The sequence below is a fragment of the Mesorhizobium sp. PUT5 genome (assembly GCF_052216645.1).
Classification (GTDB): Bacteria; Pseudomonadota; Alphaproteobacteria; order Rhizobiales; family Rhizobiaceae; genus Mesorhizobium.
The window spans coordinates 598,381-618,513 of record NZ_JBQOSO010000003.1 but is presented as its reverse complement, the minus strand read 5'-3'; the positions used below and the strand labels follow the sequence as shown (position 1 = coordinate 618,513).

The following is a 20,133-nucleotide window of genomic DNA, read 5'->3' as shown; positions in this document are numbered from 1 at the left end:
GCTGGACAGCGGCCGGGATCGCCGCTTCCTGGGGTTTTATTCGTGCATTCCTGCGGAGAAGGCGGCACATGGCAGATTATGACGTTCTGTGCATCGGCAATGCCATTGTCGACATCATCGCCCAGTGCGACGACGCCTTCCTGGAAACGAACGGCATCATCAAGGGCGCCATGAACCTGATCGACGCCCGCCGCGCCGAGCTGCTCTATTCGCGCATGGGACCGGCCGTCGAGGCGTCCGGCGGCTCGGCCGGCAACACGGCCGCGGGCGTGGCTTCCTTCGGCGGCCGCGCGGCCTATTTCGGCAAGGTCTCGAAGGACCATCTCGGCGGCATCTTCACGCATGACATCCATGCCCAGGGGGTGGCCTTCAGCACGCGCCCGCTGGAAGGCGAGCCGCCCACCGCGCGCTCGATGATCTTCGTCACGCCTGACGGCGAGCGCTCGATGAACACCTATCTGGGCGCCTGCGTGGAACTGGGGCCGGAAGACGTCGAGCCCGAAAAGGCGCGCGCGGCGCAGGTCACCTATTTCGAGGGCTATCTGTGGGACCCGCCCCGCGCCAAGGAGGCGATCCGCCAGACGGCGATGCTGGCGCACGAAGCCGGCCGCGAAGTGGCCATGACGCTGTCCGACCCGTTCTGCGTGGACCGCTACCGCGACGAGTTCCTGCACCTGATGCGCTCGGGCACGGTCGACATCGTCTTCGCCAACGCCCACGAGATGCAGTCGCTCTACCAGACGACGTCCTTCGACGCGGCGCTGGCGCAGATCCGTCGCGATTGCAGGCTGGCCGCCGTGACGCGTTCCGAAAAGGGCTCGATCATCGTGCGCGGCGACGAGACGGTGCCGATCGAGCCGCTGCCGATCCGCGAACTGGTGGACACCACCGGCGCCGGCGACCTCTATGCCGCTGGCTTCCTGCACGGCTACACGCAAGGGCTCAGCCTGGGTGCCTGCGGGGATCTCGGCTCGCTGGCCGCCGGGCTGGTGATCCAGCAGATCGGCCCGCGCCCACGGCAGAACCTGCGCCATGAGGCGGAGCGCGCCGGGCTTCTGTAGCGCCACGGCCCTCCATGCCCCTTGCAGGGCGTAGTCGACCCGCCGGACAGCACCCCCACCCCTTACCCCTCCCCACAAGGGGGGAGGGGAATTTTGGCACCGTTGCCGCCACGGCGAGGGTGTTGGCTGCAACGTCGCGGAATCCCCCTCCCCCTTGTGGGGAGGGGTAAGGGGGCGGGGGTTCTTCACAGCCGCCTCCCGGCCCCCAAAAGGAGAAAAGCGGGGCGCAAAGGCCGTGCCTTCCGCGGCGCGGCGTGCTGCGGCGCGGCCGCAAGCGTGGGTTGCCATCGAATTGGTTATCCGCATCGACGGCCAAGTTGCTTGCGCGGTTGCTAATGTAAGCGCAGAATTCCGATCGGAGGGGGCATGAATCCGACCGGGAGGAACGCGCATGAACGACCTCGCCCTCACCACCATCGACCTCGGGAAGACCACGATCGATGCGGAAGCCCTTGCCGCGCTGGCGGCGCGGCTGCGCGGCGCCGTGCTGAGGAAAGGCGACGACGCCTACGACCAGGCACGCACCGTCTGGAACGCCATGATCGACCGCCGGCCCGGCCTCATCATCCGCTGCGCCGGGGCAGCCGACGTTCGCGAGGCCGTGCGCTTCGCGCGCGACAACCGGCTGCTCGTCGCGGTGCGCGGCGGCGGCCACAACATCGCCGGAAGCGCGGTGTGCGACGGCGGCCTGATGATCGACCTGTCGCAGATGAAATCCGTGCGCGTCGACGCCGCCGGCAAGCGCGCATGGGTGGAGCCCGGCGCAACGCTGGCCGATGTCGACAAGGAGACGCAGGCCTTCGGCCTCGTCGTGCCCACCGGCATCAATTCCACCACCGGCATCGCCGGGCTCACGCTGGGCGGCGGCTTCGGCTGGACGACGCGCAAATACGGCCTCACCCTGGACAACCTGCTGGCCGCCGACGTGGTGACCGCCGACGGCGAGATCGTGCGCGCCAGCGCCACGGAGAACCCGGACCTGTTCTGGGCCCTGCGCGGCGGCGGCGGCAATTTCGGCGTCGTCACCGGCTTCGAATTCAAGCTCCACAAGATGGGGCCTCAGGTGCTGTCGGGCCTGGTCGTGCATCCCTTCGCCGAGGCCGGCCCGGTGCTGCAGCACTATCGCGAGGCGTTGGAGCAGGCGCCCGACGAACTGACCTGCTGGGTGGTGATGCGCAAGGCGCCGCCGCTGCCCTTCCTGCCGGCCGAATGGCACGGCAAGTCGGTTGTGGTGCTGGCCATGTGCTATTGCGGCGACCTCGCGGCGGGCGAGAAGGCGACCGCCCGGCTGCGCGGCATCGGCAAGCCGATCGTCGACGTGGTGAGCCCGCATCCCTTCACCGGATGGCAGCAGGCATTCGACCCGCTGCTGGCGCCCGGCGCCCGCAACTACTGGAAGAGCCACGACTTCGCCAGCCTGTCCGACCCGACCATCGAGGTCCTGCTGGGTGCGATCCGCGACCTGCCCGGACCCGAATGCGAGATATTCATCGGCCATGTCGGCGGCGCCGCCGGCCGGGTGGCGGCGCACGCCACCGCCTTCCCGCAGCGCAGTTCGCACTACGTCATGAACGTGCATGCAAGGTGGCGCGAAGCCGACATGGACCGCCCCTGCATCGACTGGGCGCGCTCGGTCTACGAGGCCGCCAGGCCGCATGCGGTGGGCACGGCCTATATCAACTTCATGCCGGGCGACGAGGCCGAACGGGTCGAGGCCGCCTATGCCGGCAACTATCGCCGGCTTGCGGAACTGAAGGCACGCTACGACCCGATGAACCTGTTCCGCATGAACCAGAACGTGCACCCGATGGAGGGAAAGAAGGCCGCCTGAAACAGGAGCAGGCCGCCGGCCCTTCCCTGCCGCCGGCCTGTTCCCGAGCTATTGCCCGGCGGTATAGGCCGCAATCGCCGCCATGTTGACGATGTCGCTGTCCTTGGCGCTGAGCGGCACGATCTGCACCGGCTTGTTCAGACCGACCAGCAGCGGCCCGATCACGGTGGAGCCGCCCAGTTCCTGCAGCATCTTGGTCGAGATCGAGGCGGAGTGGAACGCCGGCATGATGAGCACATTGGCCGGGCCGGTCAGCCGGCAGAACGGATAGAGCTGCATGCCGCGCGGGTTCAGCGCCACGTCGGCGGCCATCTCGCCGTCATATTCGAAGTCGACGCGTCTTTTATCGAGGATTTTGACCGCCTCCTGAATCCGCTCCGAGCGCTCGCCATGCGGATGGCCGAAGGTGGAATAGGCCAGCATCGCCACGCGCGGCTCATAGCCCATGCGGCGGGCGAAATTGGCCGTCTCCTCGGCAATGTCGGCGATCTGCTCGGCATCCGGCATGTCGTGCACGGCCGTGTCGGCCACGATCACCGTGCGCCCCCGCGCCAGCACGATGGAGACGCCGATGACGCAATGGCCGGGCTTGGCGTCGATGACGCGGCGCACGTCCTCCAGCGCGGTGGAATAGTTGCGGGTCACCCCGGTGACGATACCGTCGGCGTCGCCCAGCGCCACCATGCAGGCGGCGAAATGGTTGCGGTCGTTGTTGATGAGGCGCTGGCAGTCGCGCAGCAGGAAGCCCTTGCGCTGCATGCGCTCGTACAGATAGTCGGTGTAGATGGCGTTGCGGCGCGACAGCCGCGCATTGATGATCTCCAGCCCCGGCCGGTCGAGTTCGATGCCGGCGTTGCGGGCGTTCTCCTTGATGATGTCGTCGCGGCCCAGCAGGATGGCGGTGCCGAGCCGCTGGTTCACATAGGCCACCGCCGCGCGCATGACCTGCTCCTCCTCGCCTTCGGCGAAGACGATGCGCTTGGGCTGGCGCCGCACGCGGTCGTAGATGCGCTGGAGCGTGGAGGCGATCGGATCGCGGCGAGCCGAAAGTTCCTGCGCGTAGCGGTCGAGGTCGATGATCGGCCGCCGCGCCACGCCGGTCTCCATGGCGGCCTTTGCCACCGCCACCGGCACGGCCGAGATGAGGCGCGGGTCGAACGGCACCGGGATGATGTAGTTGGGGCCGAATTTCGGCCGGTTGCCCTGATAGGCGGCGGCGACGTCGTCGGGCACGTCCTTGCGGGCAAGCTCGGCCAGCGCCTGGGCGGCCGCGATCTTCATCTCGTTGTTGATGGTGGTGGCGCGCACGTCGAGCGCGCCGCGGAAGATGTAGGGAAAGCCCAGCACGTTGTTGACCTGGTTCGGATAGTCCGACCGGCCGGTGGCCATGATGGCGTCGGTGCGGATCTCGGCCACCTCCTCCGGGGTGATCTCGGGGTCGGGATTGGCCATGGCGAAGATGATCGGGTTCTTGGCCATGGACTGCACCATGGCGGGCGTGAGCGCGCCCTTGGCGGAAAGGCCGAAGAAGACGTCGGCGCCTTCCACGGCCTCGGCCAGCGTGCGCGCCTCGGTCCTGACCGCATGCGCCGACTTCCACTGGTTCATGCCCTCGGTGCGGCCCTGGTAGACCACGCCCTTGGTGTCGCACAGGATGATGTTTTCCGGCGAGAAGCCCATGGCCTTGATCAGCTCGATGCAGGCGATGCCGGCCGAGCCGGCGCCGTTGCAGACCAGCCGGGTCGTTTTCATGTCGCGGCCGGTGATCTCCAGCGCGTTGATGAGGCCGGCCGCCGAGATGATGGCGGTGCCGTGCTGGTCGTCGTGAAAGACGGGAATGTCCATCAGCTCGCGCAGCTTCTGCTCGATGATGAAGCATTCCGGCGCCTTGATGTCCTCAAGATTGATGCCGCCGAAGGAGGGGCCGAGATAGCGCACGCAGTTGATGAACTCGTCGGCGTCCTCGGTCGCGACCTCCAGGTCGATGGAATCGACGTCGGCGAAGCGCTTGAACAGCACCGCCTTGCCCTCCATCACCGGCTTGGAGGCGAGCGCGCCGAGATTGCCCAGGCCGAGGATGGCGGTGCCGTTGGAGATCACCGCCACCATGTTGCCGCGGCTGGTGTAGTCGAAGGCACGGCTGGGGTCTTCCGCGATCGCCTTGACCGGCACGGCCACTCCGGGCGAATAAGCGAGGCTCAGGTCGCGCTGCGTCGCCATCGGCTTGGTGGGCATGATCTCCAGCTTGCCGGGCCGGCCCATGGCATGGAACTCCAGCGCCTCCTGCGCGCTGACGGAAGGGCCGGAGGGCTCGGTCTTCTTGGCCATTTTGATGAAATTTCCTCGCCTTGTGCCGCGGGTGGTCCGCGCGTGCCGTGTTTCTTTGTGGAGTGTCCCGGATTAAGGCTACACTTCGCCGCAGTAAAGCGCCAAGCAGGGAGCTTTCGGGAATTTTGGAAACAGTTTCTTGAACGACGAACCCCCGATGCGCACCGACGCCGCCTCCGCCGCCCCGGCCGCCCTGCCTGGAGCCCTTTCAGGGGGCGCCCTTTCCGGGGGGGCAGGCACGACGCCGATGATGGAGCAGTATATCGAGATCAAGGCGGCCAATCCGGATTCGCTGCTGTTCTATCGCATGGGCGATTTCTACGAGCTGTTCTTCGACGACGCGGAGAAGGCCAGCCAGGCGCTGGGCATCGTGCTGACCAAGCGCGGCAAGCACCAGGGCGCCGACATTCCCATGTGCGGCGTGCCGGTACATGCCGCCGACGACTATCTGCAGAAGCTGATCGCGCTCGGCTTCCGGGTGGCGGTGTGCGAGCAGATCGAGGACCCGGCCGAGGCCAGGAAGCGCGGCTCCAAATCCGTGGTCAAGCGCGACGTGATCCGCCTGGTCACCCCCGGCACCATCACCGAGGACAAGCTTCTTGCGCCATCGGAAGCCAATTTCCTGATGGCGCTGGGCCGCGTGAAGGGCGGAGGCGAGCAATCCTGCGCGCTCGCCTGGATCGACATCTCCACCGGCGCCTTCCGCGTGGCCGAGACCAGCGCCGATCGGCTGCTGGCCGACATATTCCGCGTCGACCCGCGCGAGCTGGTCGTGGCCGAGCCGGTGTTCCACGACCCGGAACTGAAGCCGGTCTTCGACCTTCTGGGCCGCGTGGCCAGCCCGCAGCCCGCCAGCCTTTTCGATTCGGCTTCGGCCGCCGGCCGCATCGCCCGCTTCTATGAGGTGGCCACGCCGGATTCCTTCGGCAGCTTCGGCCGCGCGGAGCTGTCGGCGATCTCCGGCGCCATCGCCTATGTGGAGAAGACGCAGAAGGCCGAGCGCCCTCCCCTTTCGCACCCCGAGCGCGAGGAAAGCGGCGCGACGCTGTTCATCGATCCGACGACGCGCGCCAGCCTCGAAATCCTGCGCACGCTTTCGGGCGGGCGCGAGGGCTCGCTGGTCAAGGCGGTGGACCGCACCGTCACCGGCGCCGGCGCACGGCTTCTGGCCGAGCGGCTGATGGCGCCGCTGACCGATCCGGACAGGATCGCCGACCGGCTGGATTCGGTATCCTTCTTCCGCACGGAGCCGCGGCAGTGCCAGGCGGTGCGGCTTGCGCTCAAGGGCGTGGCCGACATGCCGCGCGCCCTGTCCCGGCTGGCGCTGAACCGCGGCGGTCCGCGCGACCTCGGCGCGCTCCGCGCCGGCTTTGCCGCGGCGGGCGACATCGCCGAGACCTTCGCCGGGAAGGCGCTGCCGCGGGAACTGGCCGGCGCGCTGGAGGCGATCGCGGCGCTGCCCGCCGGGCTGGCGGACCATCTGGCCCGGGCGCTGGGCGAGGACCTGCCGCTGCTGAAGCGCGACGGCGGCTTCGTACGGCCCGGCTACGACGCCGAACTGGACGAGATGCGCGCGCTGCGAGACGGCACGCGCAAGGTGATCGCCGCCATGGAGCGCGACCTCGCCGAGGAGACCGGCATCCGCTCGCTGAAGATCCGGCACAACAACGTGCTGGGCTATTACATCGAGGTGACGGCCAACCATCAGGCGGTCATGACCGGCTCGGACGAAGCCAAGGCGCGCTTCATCCATCGCCAGACCATGGCCAACGCCATGCGCTTCACCACCACGGAACTGGCCGGGCTGGAGACGAAAATCGCCAACGCCGCCGACCGCGCGCTCGCCATCGAGACGGCCGCCTTCGACGCGCTGGTCGCCGAGGCCGTCGCCGTCGTCGAAAGAATCCGCGCCGGCGCCGAGGCGCTTGCCGTGCTCGACGTGTCGGCCGCCTTCGCGCTCCTTTCGGAAAGCGAGAACTGGTGCCGGCCGCATGTCGATTCCAGCCTCGCCTTCGAGGTCGTCGGCGGGCGCCATCCGGTGGTGGAGCAGGCGCTGCGCCGCTCGGGCGAAGGGCCGTTCGTGGCCAATGACTGCGACCTGTCGCCGGAAGGCGACGGCCGCTACGGCGCCATCTGGCTGCTGACCGGGCCCAACATGGGCGGCAAGTTGACCTTCCTGCGCCAGAACGCTCTGATCGCCGTGCTTGCCCAGGCCGGCTCCTTCGTGCCGGCGGCGCGGGCCCGCATCGGCGTGGTGGACCGGCTGTTTTCCCGCGTGGGCGCCTCCGACGATTTGGCGCGAGGGCGGTCCACCTTCATGGTCGAGATGGTGGAGACGGCGGCGATCCTCAATCAGGCGGGCGAGCGGGCGCTGGTGATCCTGGACGAGATCGGCCGGGGCACGGCCACCTTCGACGGGCTCTCCATCGCCTGGGCGGCGGTGGAGTACCTGCACGAGAAGAACCGCTGCCGCGCCATCTTCGCCACCCATTTCCACGAGATGACCGCGCTGGCCGACAAGCTTGCGCGCCTCCACAACGTCACCATGCGGGTGAAGGAATGGGAGGGCGACGTGGTGTTCCTGCACGAGGTGGGCAAGGGCGCGGCCGACCGCAGCTACGGCGTGCAGGTCGCCCGCCTCGCCGGCCTGCCGGATGCCGTGGTGCAGCGTGCCAAGGACGTGCTGCACCGGCTCGAAGCCGGCGAAACCTCCGGCAAGGCCGAGCGGCTGGTGGACGACCTGCCGCTGTTCTCGGCCCTGGTGAAGCGCGAGCCGCCGAAGCCGGCCAGGACCGACATGCTGGGCGAGGCGCTGGCCGGCCTGAACCCGGACGAGATGACGCCGCGCGAGGCGCTCGAAGCGCTCTACCGGCTGAAGGTATTGGCCGCCTCCGGCTGATGCGCCGAAAAATGTGTAGGGGTTTTCGGCATCGTGGTCGGGCTAATTGATTTTGCCGCATGCATGCGACGCCAGTGATTCCACTTGGCTGCAACAGGCTCTACGCCGCCCTTGCCACGCACTGGTCGACGATCGCCAGGTTGCGGCCGCCGTGCTTGGCCTCGTAGAGGCGCCGGTCCGCGACGCGCATCAGTTCGGACACCGTGGCCTCGGTTGCGCAGACGGTGCCGCCGATCGAAACCGTCAGCGGCACGACCTTTCCTTCCGGACTGAAGACGGTGCGTTCCACCTCGCCGCGAATGCGCTCGGCGACGTTGCGCGCCTCCTGCTCGCTGGCACCGACCAGGAAGGCGCCGAACTCCTCGCCGCCGATGCGGCCGAGAATGTCGCCGGCGCGCACGCCGTCCTTGATGGCCGCCGCGATCAGCAGCAACGCCTCGTCGCCGGTCAGGTGCCCGTAGCTGTCGTTGATGGCCTTGAAATGGTCGGCGTCGATGATGAGCAGGGCCCCGCGGTCGCTGCGGCGGCGCGAGCGGTCCAGCGCGGCGAAGAAGGTCTCGCGGTTGAGCATGCCGGTCATGTCGTCGCGGCTGGCCTTGTCGGCGAGGCGCCGGTGGGCGGCAGCGAGCTGGGCGTGGGTGCGGGAAAGCTCCCGGTGCGCGGCCTTGAGCCTGTCGCTTTGCCAGAAAGTGTAGGCGCTGGCCGGCCAGGCGGTCAACAGCGGGCACACTATGCACATCATCCAGGCATTGCCGTCGACGCTGCCGCCCAACGCGGGAACGACGGTGAGAGCCAGAAGGATCGACGCCACGACCGCCGCCAGGGCAACGAGGCCCGCCCTCACCACTATGCTGTTCATCCGACACTCCCGCTATGAACAGGTCTCTTCGCAGCAAGCCCTGAAAGCGGCGTTTCGCCGGTAATTAAAATTTGAACCGATGGGCGTTTTCGCCCCGGCGCCGCCGAGGCATCTGTGGACAAGAGCCCCTGCCGACAAAGCCTGTTCCGCCGCGACGGTTTCATGCCATAAGAGCGCCATGACCGAGCTTCCCGATCCCACCCGCTTTTCGCATGTCACCGACTGGGTCTTCGACCTGGACAACACGCTCTATCCGCACCACTCGAACTTGTTCTCGCAGATCGACGTGAAGATGACGGCCTATGTGTCAGAGCTTCTGTCGCTGTCGCGCGAGGACGCGCGCAAGCTGCAGAAGGAGCTTTACAGGCAATACGGCACCACGCTGAACGGGCTGATGCAGCGCCACGGCATCGATCCGGACGACTTCCTGGAGAAGGTGCACGACATCGACTATTCCTGGCTGGTGCCGGACCCGGTGCTGGGCGCGGCGATCCACCAGCTTCCCGGCCGAAAGTTCATCTTCACCAATGGCGACCGCGGCCATGCCGAACGCGCGGCGCGGCAACTGGGCATCCTCGACCACTTCAACGACATATTCGACATCGTCGCCGCCGGGCTGACGCCGAAGCCCGCGCGCCAGACCTACGAGAAGTTCGCGGCGCTGCACGCCGTGACCGGCCACAACACGGTGATGTTCGAGGATCTGGCGCGCAACCTTTCCGTGCCGAAGGCGCTCGGCATGACCACGGTGCTGGTGGTGCCCCGCAATTTCGAGCCGACCTTCTCCGAGATCTGGGAAAGCGACCCGAAATTCGACGACGACGTGGATTTCGTCACCGACGACCTGGCGAGCTTCCTCACGACAATCCTCGGCGGACAATAGGGCAAGGCTTGGCGGTGTCCGGCAGGCCTTGTTCCCCTATTCCCCCAGCTTGTAGAAGCGCCTGATGATGCCCCAGGCTTCCTCGGCCGTGTCCACATAGTCGATGATGTCCTGATCGCCGGGGCTGATCGTGCCCTGCTCGGCCAGGAAATCCAGGTCCATGGCGCGCTCCCAGAACGATTTGCCGAACAGGATCACCGGCACGCGCTCCATGCGGCCGGTCTGGATCAGCGTCAGCGTCTCGAAGAACTCGTCCATGGTGCCGAAGCCGCCCGGAAAGACCGCGACGGCCTTGGCCCGCATGACGAAGTGCATCTTGCGGATGGCGAAATAGTGGAAGTTGAAGCACAGTTCCGGGGTGATGTAGGGGTTGGGGGCCTGCTCGTGCGGCAGCACGATGTTGAGCCCGATGGACGGCGCGCCGACATCGTCGGCGCCGCGGTTGCCGGCCTCCATGACGCCGGGGCCGCCGCCCGTCACCACCACATATTCGCGATAGTAGGTGTTGGCCGAATGCTGCGAGCACAGGCGGGCGAACTTGCGCGCCTCATCGTAATATCTGCTGTTGGCTTCGAGATTTCGCCTCTGCGCCTCGTTCTTGGCCGCCCACGCCTTGCCGCCGGGCTCGGGCAGGCGCGCGCCGCCGAACAGCACCACGGTGGAGCGGATGCCGCGTTCGGCCAGGATCATCTCCGGCTTCAGCAATTCGAGCTGCAAGCGCATCGGCCGCAGTTCGCGCCGCGTCATGAACGCTTCGTCGTCCCACGGCAGGCGATAGCTTTCGGCACGGGTCTGCGGGGTGTCGGGCGCGCTTTTCGACCGCTCCAGATCCTCGTCCGAGTGCGGCAGCGGCGTCCAGCCTGCCGGTTCCATCGGTTTCATGCGGCCATCCCTAAAAACTGGTCCCCAAGCTGCCTGTCCGGCGCCGTCACACGGCGCAACCGCGATTGACCCTCTCCAAGCCTTCAAATAGGGTCCGCGCGGCCTTGAAACAGGTTAAGTGCCGCATCTTAACAGTACGGTAATGGAGCAGACATGTCGAAGTCCGATCTGGCGAACCTCGAAAAGATCATCGAAACGGCGTTCGAGGCGCGCGAGAGCGTTTCCACCACCACGCGCGGCGAGGTGCGCGAGGCTGTCGACGCGGCGCTCGGCCTGCTCGACAAGGGCGCCGTGCGCGTGGCCGAACGCCAGGGCGACGGCACGTGGCGCGTGAACCAGTGGCTGAAGAAGGCGGTGCTGCTTTCCTTCCGCCTGGCCCCGATGGAGATCATCAAGGGCGGCCCCGGCCAGGCAGCGTGGTGGGACAAGGTACCTTCGAAATTCGACGGCTGGGGTGCGGTCGACTTCGAGAATGCCGGCTTCCGCGCCGTTCCGTCGGCGATCGTGCGCCGCTCGGCCTTCGTCGCGCCCAACGTGGTGCTGATGCCGTCCTTCGTCAATCTCGGAGCCTATGTCGGCGAAGGCACCATGGTCGACACCTGGGCCACGGTGGGCTCCTGCGCCCAGATCGGCAGGAACGTGCACCTTTCCGGCGGCGTGGGCATCGGCGGCGTGCTGGAGCCGCTGCAGGCCGGCCCGACCATCATCGAGGACAATTGCTTCATCGGCGCGCGCTCGGAGGTGGTGGAGGGCTGCATCGTGCGCGAAGGCGCGGTGCTGGGCATGGGCGTCTTCATCGGCAAGTCGACCAAGATCGTGGACCGGACCACCGGCGAGGTGTTCTACGGCGAGGTGCCGGCCAATTCGGTGGTGGTGGCGGGCACCATGCCCGGCAAGCCGCTGCCGAACGGCGAGCCCGGCCCCTCGCTCTACTGCGCCGTGATCGTCAAGCGCGTGGACGAGAAGACCCGCTCCAAGACTTCGATCAACGAACTGCTCAGGGACTGAGCGCCGGCAGGCGCGCGGCACGAGGGACGAAAAGCGGTGGACAGAAAGTCGCAACTCGTATGGCTGTTCTTCAGGACATCGGGGCGGCTGAGCCGCGCCGCCTATTTCCTGGGCGGGCTGCTGGTCGCGCTGGTGCAGGCGTTCCCGCTCTACCGCTTCACCCTGGTGGCGGAGGGCACCCCCGAAAGCCAGATGTGGGCCGCGGCCTTCTTCCTGGCCTTCCTGGCCTCGCTCTGGTCCAACATCGTTCTGGCGGTCAAGCGCCTGCACGATCTGGGCAAGCCGGGGCCGATGGCTCTGGTGCTGTTCGTCCCGGTGATATCGATCGTCGCCTTCCTGGTGCTGTGCCTGTTTCCGGGACAGCCCGGCCCGAACCGCTACGGCGCGCGAACCAACGCGCCGGCCTGATCCTTGCGGCCCCTGCGGCTGGCCCAAGCCGCCCCGCGTGACAGGCCGTGCGCTTTCGACTATCGCTTCGGCATGACCCTGCCCACCGATCCCGCCGAAAACCTCGCCGCCCTGATCCGCTGCCCTTCGGTGACGCCCGCCGAGGGCGGCGCGCTGTCGGCGCTGGCGGCCATGCTGGAGCCGCTGGGCTTTACCGTGGAGCGGCCGGTCTTTTCCGAAGAGGGCACGCCCGACATCGAAAACCTCTACGCCCGGCGCTCCGGCAACGGGCCGCACCTGATGTTCGCCGGACACACCGACGTGGTGCCGGTGGGCGACGAAGCCGCCTGGACGCATCCGCCCTTTTCGGCGGCGGTGGCCAACGGCGAGATGTACGGCCGCGGCGCCGTGGACATGAAGGGCGGCATCGCCTGCTTCGTGGCCGCCCTGGCGCGCCATGTCGAGACCGGCGGCGGCCCCAAGGGCTCGGTCTCGCTGCTGATCACCGGCGACGAGGAAGGACCGGCCGTCAACGGCACGGTCAAGCTGCTGGAATGGGCGGCTGCCCGGGGCGAGGCATGGGACGCCGCGATCGTCGGCGAACCGACCAATCCCGACCGCCTGGGCGACATGATCAAGATCGGCCGGCGCGGCTCAATGTCGGGCCTCGTCACCGTCAACGGCAGGCAGGGGCACGCGGCCTATCCGCACCTGGCCGACAATCCGGTGCGCGGCGTGATGGTGTTGGTGGACGCGCTGCTCCACCCCGCCTTCGACGAAGGCACGAAGGATTTCCAGCCGACCAATCTGGAGGTCACCTCCATCGATGTCGGAAACCCGGCCACCAACGTCATCCCGGCCAGGGCGACGGCGGCCTTCAATATCCGCTTCAACGACACATGGACGGCCGAGAGCCTTCAGGCCGAGATCCACAACCGGCTCGACGCCGCCGCCCGGCGCAGGAAATACCGCGACGGCCGCCGCGAGCCGGTCGACTTCGAGCTTGCCTGGCGCGATCGGCCGAGCCATGTCTTCCTGACCCGCGACGACAAGCTGATCGAGGCGCTGAGCGGGTCGGTCGAGGCGGTGACCGGCCGCCGGCCCGCCCTTTCCACCTCGGGCGGCACGTCGGACGCGCGCTTCATCAAGGACCATTGTTCGGTGGTCGAGTTCGGACTGGTCGGCAAGACCATGCATATGGTGGACGAACGCGTCGCACTGGCCGACCTGGAGACGCTGACCCAAATCTATCTTCGCTTCATCGAGGACTGGTTCGGATAGTCCATGCTCACGGCCGAAGAAACCCAAGCCTCGCTGACCGGTGCCTGGCGGCTGATGCTCGGCAAGGCCGACGGGCTGCGGCTGCTGGACCTTTCGGCCGACGGCTTCTGGAATTCCTTCTTCGCCATCGCGGTGGCCGCGCCTGCGCTGGTCGTCGGCTGGGTCGGCATCGCCAACGAGATCGGCGACCCCGATGCGGTTTCGGGCCGCTTCGGCCTGGTGCTGCGGCTGGCGGCTGTGGACCTCGGCTCCTGGGTGCTGCCGCTGGTGGCGCTGGCGCTGGTGGCGCCGCGCGTCGGCCTGGGCGGCCGCTTAGTGCATTATGTGGTGGCCTCCAACTGGGCGTCGGCCATCATCGCCTGGCTGATGCTGCCGGCCGCACTGGTGCGGCTCTTCGCTCCGGCCGGGGACCAGGTGTCCGCCGCCGTCTCGCTGCTGTTGTTCCTCGTCTCCATGGTGCTGACCTGGCGCATGACCAACGCCGTCATCGCGCGCGGGCCCGCCATGGGCTCGGCGGTCTTCACCGGCATGTTCGTGGCCTCGCTGGTGGCGCTGTTCGGCCTGCAGGCGCTGCTGGGCGTGACCGTTCCCGAATGACCGTTCAGCCGCCGTCCGGATAATCGACACCGACGAGGAAAAGCCCGTCAGGCGGCGCCACCTGGCCGCAGGCGGCGCGGTCCCTGGCATCCAGCGCCGCCTTCAGGTCGGCGGAGGTCCAGGCGTGCTCGCCCACGCGCTTGAGCGAACCCACCATCGAGCGCACCTGGTTGTGCAGGAAGGAGCGCGCCCAGGCGCGAATCTCGATGACGTCGCCCGTGCGGGCGACATCCAGCCGGTCCAGCGTGCGCAGAGGGCTGTTGGCCTGGCACTGGGCGGAGCGGAAGGTGGTGAAGTCGTGCTTGCCCAACAGCACCTTCGCCGCCTCGTGCATGGCCCCGGCGTCCAGGCTTTTCGGCACCCACCACACCTTGCCCTTCTCCAGCGCCGGCGGCGCGCGCCGGTTGGCGATGCGGTAGAGATAGTGGCGCCCGAGCGCCGAGAAGCGGGCGTCGAAATCGGCGGCCGCGCGCGATGCCTTCAGGATCGCGACACGATCGCCTGCCTGCTGGAGATGCGCATTGAGGGCGTCGCGCACCGTGTCCGGCGGCCAGTCCTTCGACAGGTCGATATGCGCCGTTTGCGCGGTGGCATGGACGCCGGCATCGGTGCGGCCGGCGCCGTGCAGGGCCACGCGGTCGCCGCAGAACTTTTCGACGGCCCGCTCGATCGCCTCCTGAACCGAAAGCCGGTCGGCCTGCCGCTGCCATCCGGCATAGGCGCCGCCGTCATATTCGATGTCGAGCCGAAAGCGCGGCATTGTCCGGACCGCTCCGGATCAGGCGGCGAGTTCGGAGAAGGCCGGCGCATAGACCAGCCCGCCCGTGGCGGGAGCCTCGCCCCAGGCCAGCGCCTGCAGCGCCTCGCCCTGATATTCGCTCTCGAAACCGGCGGCACGTTCGCGGCTGTAGCCGAAGCGGCCGTAATAGGCCGGATCGCCCAGCACGACGGAAAGCCGCTCGCCGGCGTTCTTCAGCCGGATGTGGGCCTCGCGCACCAGCGCGCCGCCGATGCCGGTGCCGTGGAAGGAAGGGGCGACGGCCAGCGGGGCCAGCGCCACGGCGGGAAAATCCTCCCCGCCCTGACGCACATGGAGGCGCGAGAACAGGACGTGGCCGACCACCTGGCCCTCTTCCACGGCCACCAGTTCGACCACGGCCTCGCCGCCCGCGACCAGCGCGTCGACCAGGCCGGCCTCCGCCTGCTGGCCGAATGCGTGTTCCTCGACGAGGCGGATCGCCTCGCGGTCGCGCGGCGTGGCCGCGCGGATCGACATCATGCTCATGACAGCATCGTTCCTTTTTCGATCTTGGCTCCGCGCAGGAAATCCTGCGCGGCGGCGGGACGCGCGCCCGCCCGTTGCACTTCGACCAGCCGGACCGCACCCTTGCCGCAGGCGACGGTCAACCGGTCGTCCAGGAGCCCTCCCGGTGCGCCCGCGCCCTCGGCAAGGGTCGAGCGCAACAGCTTCAATCTTTCGGCGCGCCCGGAAACGGGCGCTTCGCACCAGGCACCCGGAAAGGGCGACAGGCCGCGGATGAGGTTGTGCACCTGCGCGGCCGGGCGGCTCCAGTCTACGCGCGCCTCCGACTTGGCGATCTTGGCCGCATAGGTGGCGCCTTCGGCCGGCTGCGGCACGAAGGACAGGGTGCCGGCCTCCAAGCCGGCCAGCGCCTCTGCCATCAGCGACGCGCACATCGCCATCAGCCGGTCGTGCAGGTCGCCGGAGGTCATGTCGGCATCGATCGCAATCTTTTCAACCAGCGCCACGGGGCCGGTGTCCAGCCCTTCGTCCATCTTCATCACCATCATGCCGGTTTCGGCGTCGCCGGCCATGATCGCGCGCTGGATGGGCGCGGCACCGCGCCAGCGCGGCAAAAGCGAGGCGTGGCCGTTGAGGCAGCCGAGCCGCGGCGCCTGCAGAACCGGCCTCGGCAGGATCAGCCCATAGGCGACGACGACCGCGACATCGGCGCCGAGCGCGCGAAAGGCCTGCTGCTCGGCCTCATCCTTCAGCGACAGCGGCGCACGCACCGGAACGCCCAGGCGCTCGGCCTCGCGCTGCACCGGAGAGGGGGTGAGCTCCAGCCCCCGCCGCCCGCCGGCGCGCGGCGGCTGGGTGTAGACGGCGGCGATCTCGTGGCCCGCTTCCGCCAGCGCGCGAAGCGTCGGCACGGAGAAATCCGGCGTACCCATGAAGACGACGCGAAGCGGCATGTTATCCGTGGCCCGGCTTTTTTCGACCCGGTCTTGTAGGGCGCTCAGCCCCGAGCTTCAAACGGATTCACCAGTTTCATCCCCAACCAGTCGAAATCGCGCATGTATCCAGGACGATCATTCAAGGTCCGGCAGGGGCCGACCGAAGTCCGATTTCCGTTCCTGTTCGATCGCGCGATGGGCGGCCCGCCGGGCCTAGCCGACCAGCCGGCTGGGGGCCGCGCGGTCCTTGGCCAGCTTCCTGAATTTCTTCATCACCATGTCGCGCTTGAGCTTGGAGATGTAGTCGATGAACAGCACGCCGTTGAGGTGGTCGATCTCGTGCTGCAGGCAGGTGGCCATCAGCCCTTCGGCCATGATCTCCTGCTGCCTGCCGTCGCGGTCGAGATATTGCACCCGCACCGAAGCGGGGCGCTCGACCTCGGCGTAGTAGTCGGGGATGGACAGGCAGCCTTCCTCGTAGACCGAACGCTGCTCGGCGCTCTCCAGCACTTGCGGGTTGATGAAGACGTGGGGCGCGGGCGGCTCGCCTTCCTTGGCCAGGTCGATCACCAGAAGCCGCAGCGGCTCGCCGATCTGGATGGCCGCCAGCCCGATGCCCGGCGCCTCATACATGGTTTCCAGCATGTCGTCGGCCAGCTTGCGCAAGGCGTCGTCGACGCGCTCCACCGGCTTGGAAACCTGGCGCAGGACGGGATCGGGAAGGATGACGAGCGGCTTGATGGACATATCGCCTCACCTAAGGCTTTGCCGCAAAAGCGTCAACGGCCGAGTGTGCCGCCTGTTCCCGTTTTGATCTGTCCGGGCGGCCCGAATCATCTATGGTGAGGCCATGAACGACGCAAGCAGCCTCCTGTCCGAACCCCTCCTGCGCCTCGGCGCCAGCGCCTTCACGCTCGGCCAGGTGCTGCTTGCGGCCGGCACGCTCGCGCTCGTCTTGCTGGTCGGGCTGGGCTGGGCGCTGTGGCGCTCGGCGCGTGCCCGCACCGCGGCCGCCGAGGAAGCGGCCGAGCGCACCCGCACGGCGGAAGAGCGCATGGCCGGCATCCTGCAGGCGCAGGCCGAGATGAAAGGCTCCATGGGCGCGCTCGCCGACGTGTTCGGCGCGCGCCAGGCGGAGCTGACGCAATCGCTCGGCCAGCGGCTCGACGCCATGACCGGACGCATCGGCCAGTCGATGAGCGAGCAGGCGCGCTCCACGCATGACAGCCTGGCCAAGCTGCAGGAACGGCTCGCCGTCATCGACACGGCGCAGGGCAACATCCAGTCGCTGGCCGGGCAGGTGGTGCAATTGCAGGCGATCCTGTCCAACAAGCAGACGCGCGGCGCCTTCGGCCAGTCGCGCATGGAGGCGATCGTCGCCGACGGCCTGCCGATGAGCGCCTACGAGTTCCAGGCGACGCTGTCGAATGGCAGCCGGCCCGACTGCATCGTCAAGATGCCGAACGGCGCGCCGGCGCTCGCCATCGACGCCAAGTTCCCGCTGGAGGCCTGGAACGCGATCCGTGCCGCCGAGAGCCCGGACCTGCAGAAGGTGGCCTCGCAGGCTTTCCGCCGCGATATCGAGGTGCATATCCGCGACATCTCCGAAAAATACCTTCTCCAGGGCGAGACGCAGGACACCGCCTTCATGTTCGTGCCGTCGGAATCGGTCTTTGCCGAGATCCACGAGAATTTCGAGGCGCTGGTGCAGCGCGCCCATCGCGCCCGCGTGGTCATCGTGTCGCCCTCGCTGCTGATGCTGTCGATCCAGGTGGTGCAGGCGATCCTGAAGGATGCGCGCATGCGCGAGCAGGCGCATCTCATCCAGGGCGAGGTGGTGCGGCTGATGGAGGATGTCGGCCGCCTCGACGAGCGCGTGCGCAAGCTGCAGACGCATTTCGGCCAGGCCGCCAAGGACATAGACGACATCCTGGTGTCCTCCTCCAAGGTGACCAAGCGCGGCCAGAAGATCGAGGCGCTGGAGTTCGTCGAACGCACGCCGGACGAACAGGACGGACAGGGCGAGGCCCCGGCGCGCGCAGGCGGCCGGCGCACCGCCGATTCCCGGACCGGGCAGTTGCGCCTGCGGGTGGTGGACGAGGAAGGCTGACGCGGCGCGCGGCCTATGGGCGGGAGGACCGGCGGCCTCAGCCCCTCAGCTCGCGCCGCAGGATCTTGCCCACCGGGGTCTTCGGCAATTCCTCGCGGAACTCGATATATTTCGGACGCTTGTAGCCGGTGAGGTTCTCGCGGCAATAGGCGACGAGCTGCTCCGCAGTCAGCGCCGGGTCCTTGCGGACCACGAACAGCTTGGGCACCTCGCCCGAATGCTCGTCGGGCACGCCGATGGCGGCCACCTCCAGCACCCCGGGATGGCGCGCCACCACCTCCTCCAGCTCGTTGGGATAGACGTTGAAGCCGGAAACCAGGATCATGTCCTTCTTGCGGTCGACGATCCTGGTGTAGCCGCGCTCGTCCATGAAGCCCATGTCGCCGGAGCGGAAATAGCCGTCCTTCGTCATCACCTTCCCGGTTTCGTCGGGCCGGTTCCAATAGCCTTCCATCACCTGCGGGCCGCGTATGCAGATCTCGCCGACCTCGCCCAGCGGCAGATCGCCGCCGTCCTCGTCGCGGATGGCGATCTCGGTGGAGGGGATGGGCAGGCCGATGGTGCCGGTGAAGTCGGGCGACGAGCATTTGTTGGCGGTGGCCACCGGCGAGGTCTCCGAAAGGCCGTAGCCTTCGGTGATGTGGTTTCCGGTCAGCGCCTTCCAGCGCTCGGCGACGGCTTTCTGCACCGCCATGCCGCCGCCCAGCGTCAGCCGCAGCGGCGAGAAGTCCAGGCGCCGGAACTCCTCGTTGTTGGCCAGCGCGTTGAACAGCGTGTTGAGCCCCGGGAAGATGTGGAAGGGCTGCTTGGCCAGTTCCTTCACGAAGCCGGGAATGTCGCGCGGATTGGGGATGAGCACGTTCATGGCGCCCTGCTGCATGCCCATCAGCGCATTCACCGTCAGCGCGAAGATGTGGTAGAGCGGCAGCGCGCAGACATAGGTGAGACGGTCGGGCTTGGGCCTGACCGTGTAGGCATCCTCCACCCACAGCGCGAGCTGGGCGACATTGGCCAGCACATTGCGGTGAAGCAGCGTGGCCCCCTTGGACACCCCGGTGGTGCCGCCCGTATATTGCAGGAAGGCGACGTCGGTCGGCATGATCTCGGCCGGCTTGAGATGGCGGGCCGCGCCCTGCCGCAACGCGGTGGAAAAGCGCACATGCCCGGGCAGCGACCAGGCGGGAACCAGCTTCTTCACCCGCCGGACCACGAAGTTGACGAGCACGCCCTTCAGGCCGCCCAGCATCTCGCCCATCGAGGCCACCACGACATGCCTGACAGGGGTGCGGGCGATCACCGCCTGCAGGGTGTTGGCGAAATTCTCCAGGATGACGATGGCCTCGGCGCCGGAATCCTTGAGCTGATGCTCCAGTTCACGCGGCGTGTAGAGCGGGTTGACGTTGACCACCACATAGCCGGCCCGCAGCACCGCCATCATCGCCACCGGATATTGCAGCACGTTCGGCATCATCAGCGCCACGCGCGCGCCCTGCTTGAGCCCGCGCGACTGCAGGAACGCGCCGAAGGCGGCCGACAGGCGCTCGACCTCGGCATAGGTCAGCACCTTGTCCATGCAGGTGAAGGCGGGACGGGCCGCATATTGCCGGCACGCGGTCTCGAGCAATTCGCCGATCGATCCGGCCGGCAACGCGCCGATCTCAGGCGGCATGCCCTCGGGGTAGCTGGCCAGCCACGGCTTGGCCGGCTCGACGCCGGCCAGGACCGCCTCGGCCTTCGGCAGGGATTTCGGAGCTGCCCGCTTCCCGGCAGCCGCCGCCTTGACGCCGCCGGCACCAGCCTTCGCGGCC

The 20,133-nt window shown here is 67.9% G+C and carries 17 protein-coding genes; 9 read left to right on the top strand and 8 right to left on the bottom strand.

Going from position 1 to position 20,133, the window contains the following annotated elements:
- Nucleotides 1-68: 68 nt before the first annotated feature.
- Together ACTDI4_RS04500 and ACTDI4_RS04495 are read left to right on the top strand one after the other, a co-directional pair.
- Nucleotides 69-1,061: an adenosine kinase gene (locus ACTDI4_RS04500; RefSeq protein ID WP_442840014.1), complete on the top strand. Its 993-nt coding sequence runs from the start codon at nt 69-71 to the stop codon at nt 1,059-1,061.
- A 391-nt stretch (nt 1,062-1,452) separates the two neighbouring features.
- The gene (locus tag ACTDI4_RS04495) at nt 1,453-2,892 is read left to right on the top strand and encodes an FAD-binding oxidoreductase (RefSeq protein WP_442840013.1); all 1,440 of its coding nucleotides are present in this window, start codon (nt 1,453-1,455) and stop codon (nt 2,890-2,892) included.
- 48 nt (nt 2,893-2,940) lie between these two features.
- Here ACTDI4_RS04495 and ACTDI4_RS04490 read toward each other — a convergent pair whose 3' ends face one another.
- Complete coding sequence (locus ACTDI4_RS04490) at nt 2,941-5,220, bottom strand: NADP-dependent malic enzyme (protein ID WP_442840012.1); 2,280 nt, start codon at nt 5,218-5,220, stop codon at nt 2,941-2,943.
- A gap of 247 nt (nt 5,221-5,467) precedes the next feature.
- On the opposite strand from ACTDI4_RS04490, the gene mutS reads away from it, so the two are divergent.
- Nucleotides 5,468-8,119 carry a DNA mismatch repair protein MutS gene (mutS, locus tag ACTDI4_RS04485; protein WP_442843264.1) on the top strand — a complete coding sequence of 884 codons (2,652 nt, stop codon included), beginning with the start codon at nt 5,468-5,470 and terminating at the stop codon, nt 8,117-8,119.
- Nucleotides 8,120-8,219: 100 nt separating this feature from the next.
- Here mutS and ACTDI4_RS04480 read toward each other — a convergent pair whose 3' ends face one another.
- Nucleotides 8,220-8,978, bottom strand: a complete 759-nt coding sequence (locus tag ACTDI4_RS04480) for a GGDEF domain-containing protein (protein WP_442840011.1) — start codon at nt 8,976-8,978, stop codon at nt 8,220-8,222.
- Between the two features lie 178 nt (nt 8,979-9,156).
- On the opposite strand from ACTDI4_RS04480, the gene ACTDI4_RS04475 reads away from it, so the two are divergent.
- On the top strand, nt 9,157-9,861 hold the full coding sequence (locus ACTDI4_RS04475) for a pyrimidine 5'-nucleotidase (protein ID WP_442840010.1): 705 nt from the start codon (nt 9,157-9,159) through the stop codon (nt 9,859-9,861).
- Between the two features lie 36 nt (nt 9,862-9,897).
- Here the strand turns inward: ACTDI4_RS04475 and ACTDI4_RS04470 are convergent, their stop codons facing one another.
- Nucleotides 9,898-10,743, bottom strand: coding sequence for an LOG family protein (locus ACTDI4_RS04470; RefSeq protein ID WP_442840009.1), 846 nt, complete (start codon nt 10,741-10,743; stop codon nt 9,898-9,900).
- Nucleotides 10,744-10,896: 153 nt separating this feature from the next.
- Here ACTDI4_RS04470 and dapD point away from each other — a divergent pair, with 153 nt between their 5' ends.
- The 4 genes from dapD (at nt 10,897) to ACTDI4_RS04450 (ending at nt 14,016) form a co-directional block, all read left to right on the top strand.
- The gene (gene dapD / locus ACTDI4_RS04465) at nt 10,897-11,751 is read left to right on the top strand and encodes a 2,3,4,5-tetrahydropyridine-2,6-dicarboxylate N-succinyltransferase (protein WP_442840008.1); all 855 of its coding nucleotides are present in this window, start codon (nt 10,897-10,899) and stop codon (nt 11,749-11,751) included.
- A 36-nt stretch (nt 11,752-11,787) separates the two neighbouring features.
- A complete protein-coding gene (locus ACTDI4_RS04460; RefSeq protein WP_442840007.1) occupies nt 11,788-12,159 on the top strand; it encodes a DUF805 domain-containing protein in 372 nt (123 codons plus the stop codon).
- Between the two features lie 72 nt (nt 12,160-12,231).
- Complete coding sequence (dapE, locus tag ACTDI4_RS04455; RefSeq protein ID WP_442840006.1) at nt 12,232-13,419, top strand: succinyl-diaminopimelate desuccinylase; 1,188 nt, start codon at nt 12,232-12,234, stop codon at nt 13,417-13,419.
- Nucleotides 13,420-13,422: 3 nt separating this feature from the next.
- Nucleotides 13,423-14,016 (top strand): transporter, encoded by a 594-nt coding sequence (locus tag ACTDI4_RS04450; protein WP_442840005.1) that lies wholly within the window; start codon nt 13,423-13,425, stop codon nt 14,014-14,016.
- A gap of 4 nt (nt 14,017-14,020) precedes the next feature.
- Here ACTDI4_RS04450 and truA read toward each other — a convergent pair whose 3' ends face one another.
- The 4 genes from truA to def form a co-directional block, all read right to left on the bottom strand.
- The gene (gene truA, locus ACTDI4_RS04445; protein ID WP_442840004.1) at nt 14,021-14,776 is read right to left on the bottom strand and encodes a tRNA pseudouridine(38-40) synthase TruA; all 756 of its coding nucleotides are present in this window, start codon (nt 14,774-14,776) and stop codon (nt 14,021-14,023) included.
- Between the two features lie 18 nt (nt 14,777-14,794).
- Nucleotides 14,795-15,301, bottom strand: a complete 507-nt coding sequence (locus ACTDI4_RS04440; RefSeq protein ID WP_442840003.1) for a GNAT family N-acetyltransferase — start codon at nt 15,299-15,301, stop codon at nt 14,795-14,797.
- Nucleotides 15,298-16,233 carry a methionyl-tRNA formyltransferase gene (fmt, locus tag ACTDI4_RS04435; RefSeq protein ID WP_442840002.1) on the bottom strand — a complete coding sequence of 312 codons (936 nt, stop codon included), beginning with the start codon at nt 16,231-16,233 and terminating at the stop codon, nt 15,298-15,300. Before fmt ends, ACTDI4_RS04440 begins: the two co-directional genes overlap by 4 nt.
- 195 nt (nt 16,234-16,428) lie before the next feature.
- Nucleotides 16,429-16,962, bottom strand: a complete 534-nt coding sequence (def, locus tag ACTDI4_RS04430) for a peptide deformylase (protein WP_442840001.1) — start codon at nt 16,960-16,962, stop codon at nt 16,429-16,431.
- A gap of 103 nt (nt 16,963-17,065) precedes the next feature.
- Here def and ACTDI4_RS04425 point away from each other — a divergent pair, with 103 nt between their 5' ends.
- The gene (locus ACTDI4_RS04425; protein WP_442840000.1) at nt 17,066-18,325 is read left to right on the top strand and encodes a DNA recombination protein RmuC; all 1,260 of its coding nucleotides are present in this window, start codon (nt 17,066-17,068) and stop codon (nt 18,323-18,325) included.
- A 37-nt stretch (nt 18,326-18,362) separates the two neighbouring features.
- Here ACTDI4_RS04425 and ACTDI4_RS04420 read toward each other — a convergent pair whose 3' ends face one another.
- Nucleotides 18,363-19,994, bottom strand: a complete 1,632-nt coding sequence (locus ACTDI4_RS04420) for a long-chain-fatty-acid--CoA ligase (RefSeq protein ID WP_442843263.1) — start codon at nt 19,992-19,994, stop codon at nt 18,363-18,365.
- Between the last annotated feature and the right edge of the window lie 139 nt (nt 19,995-20,133).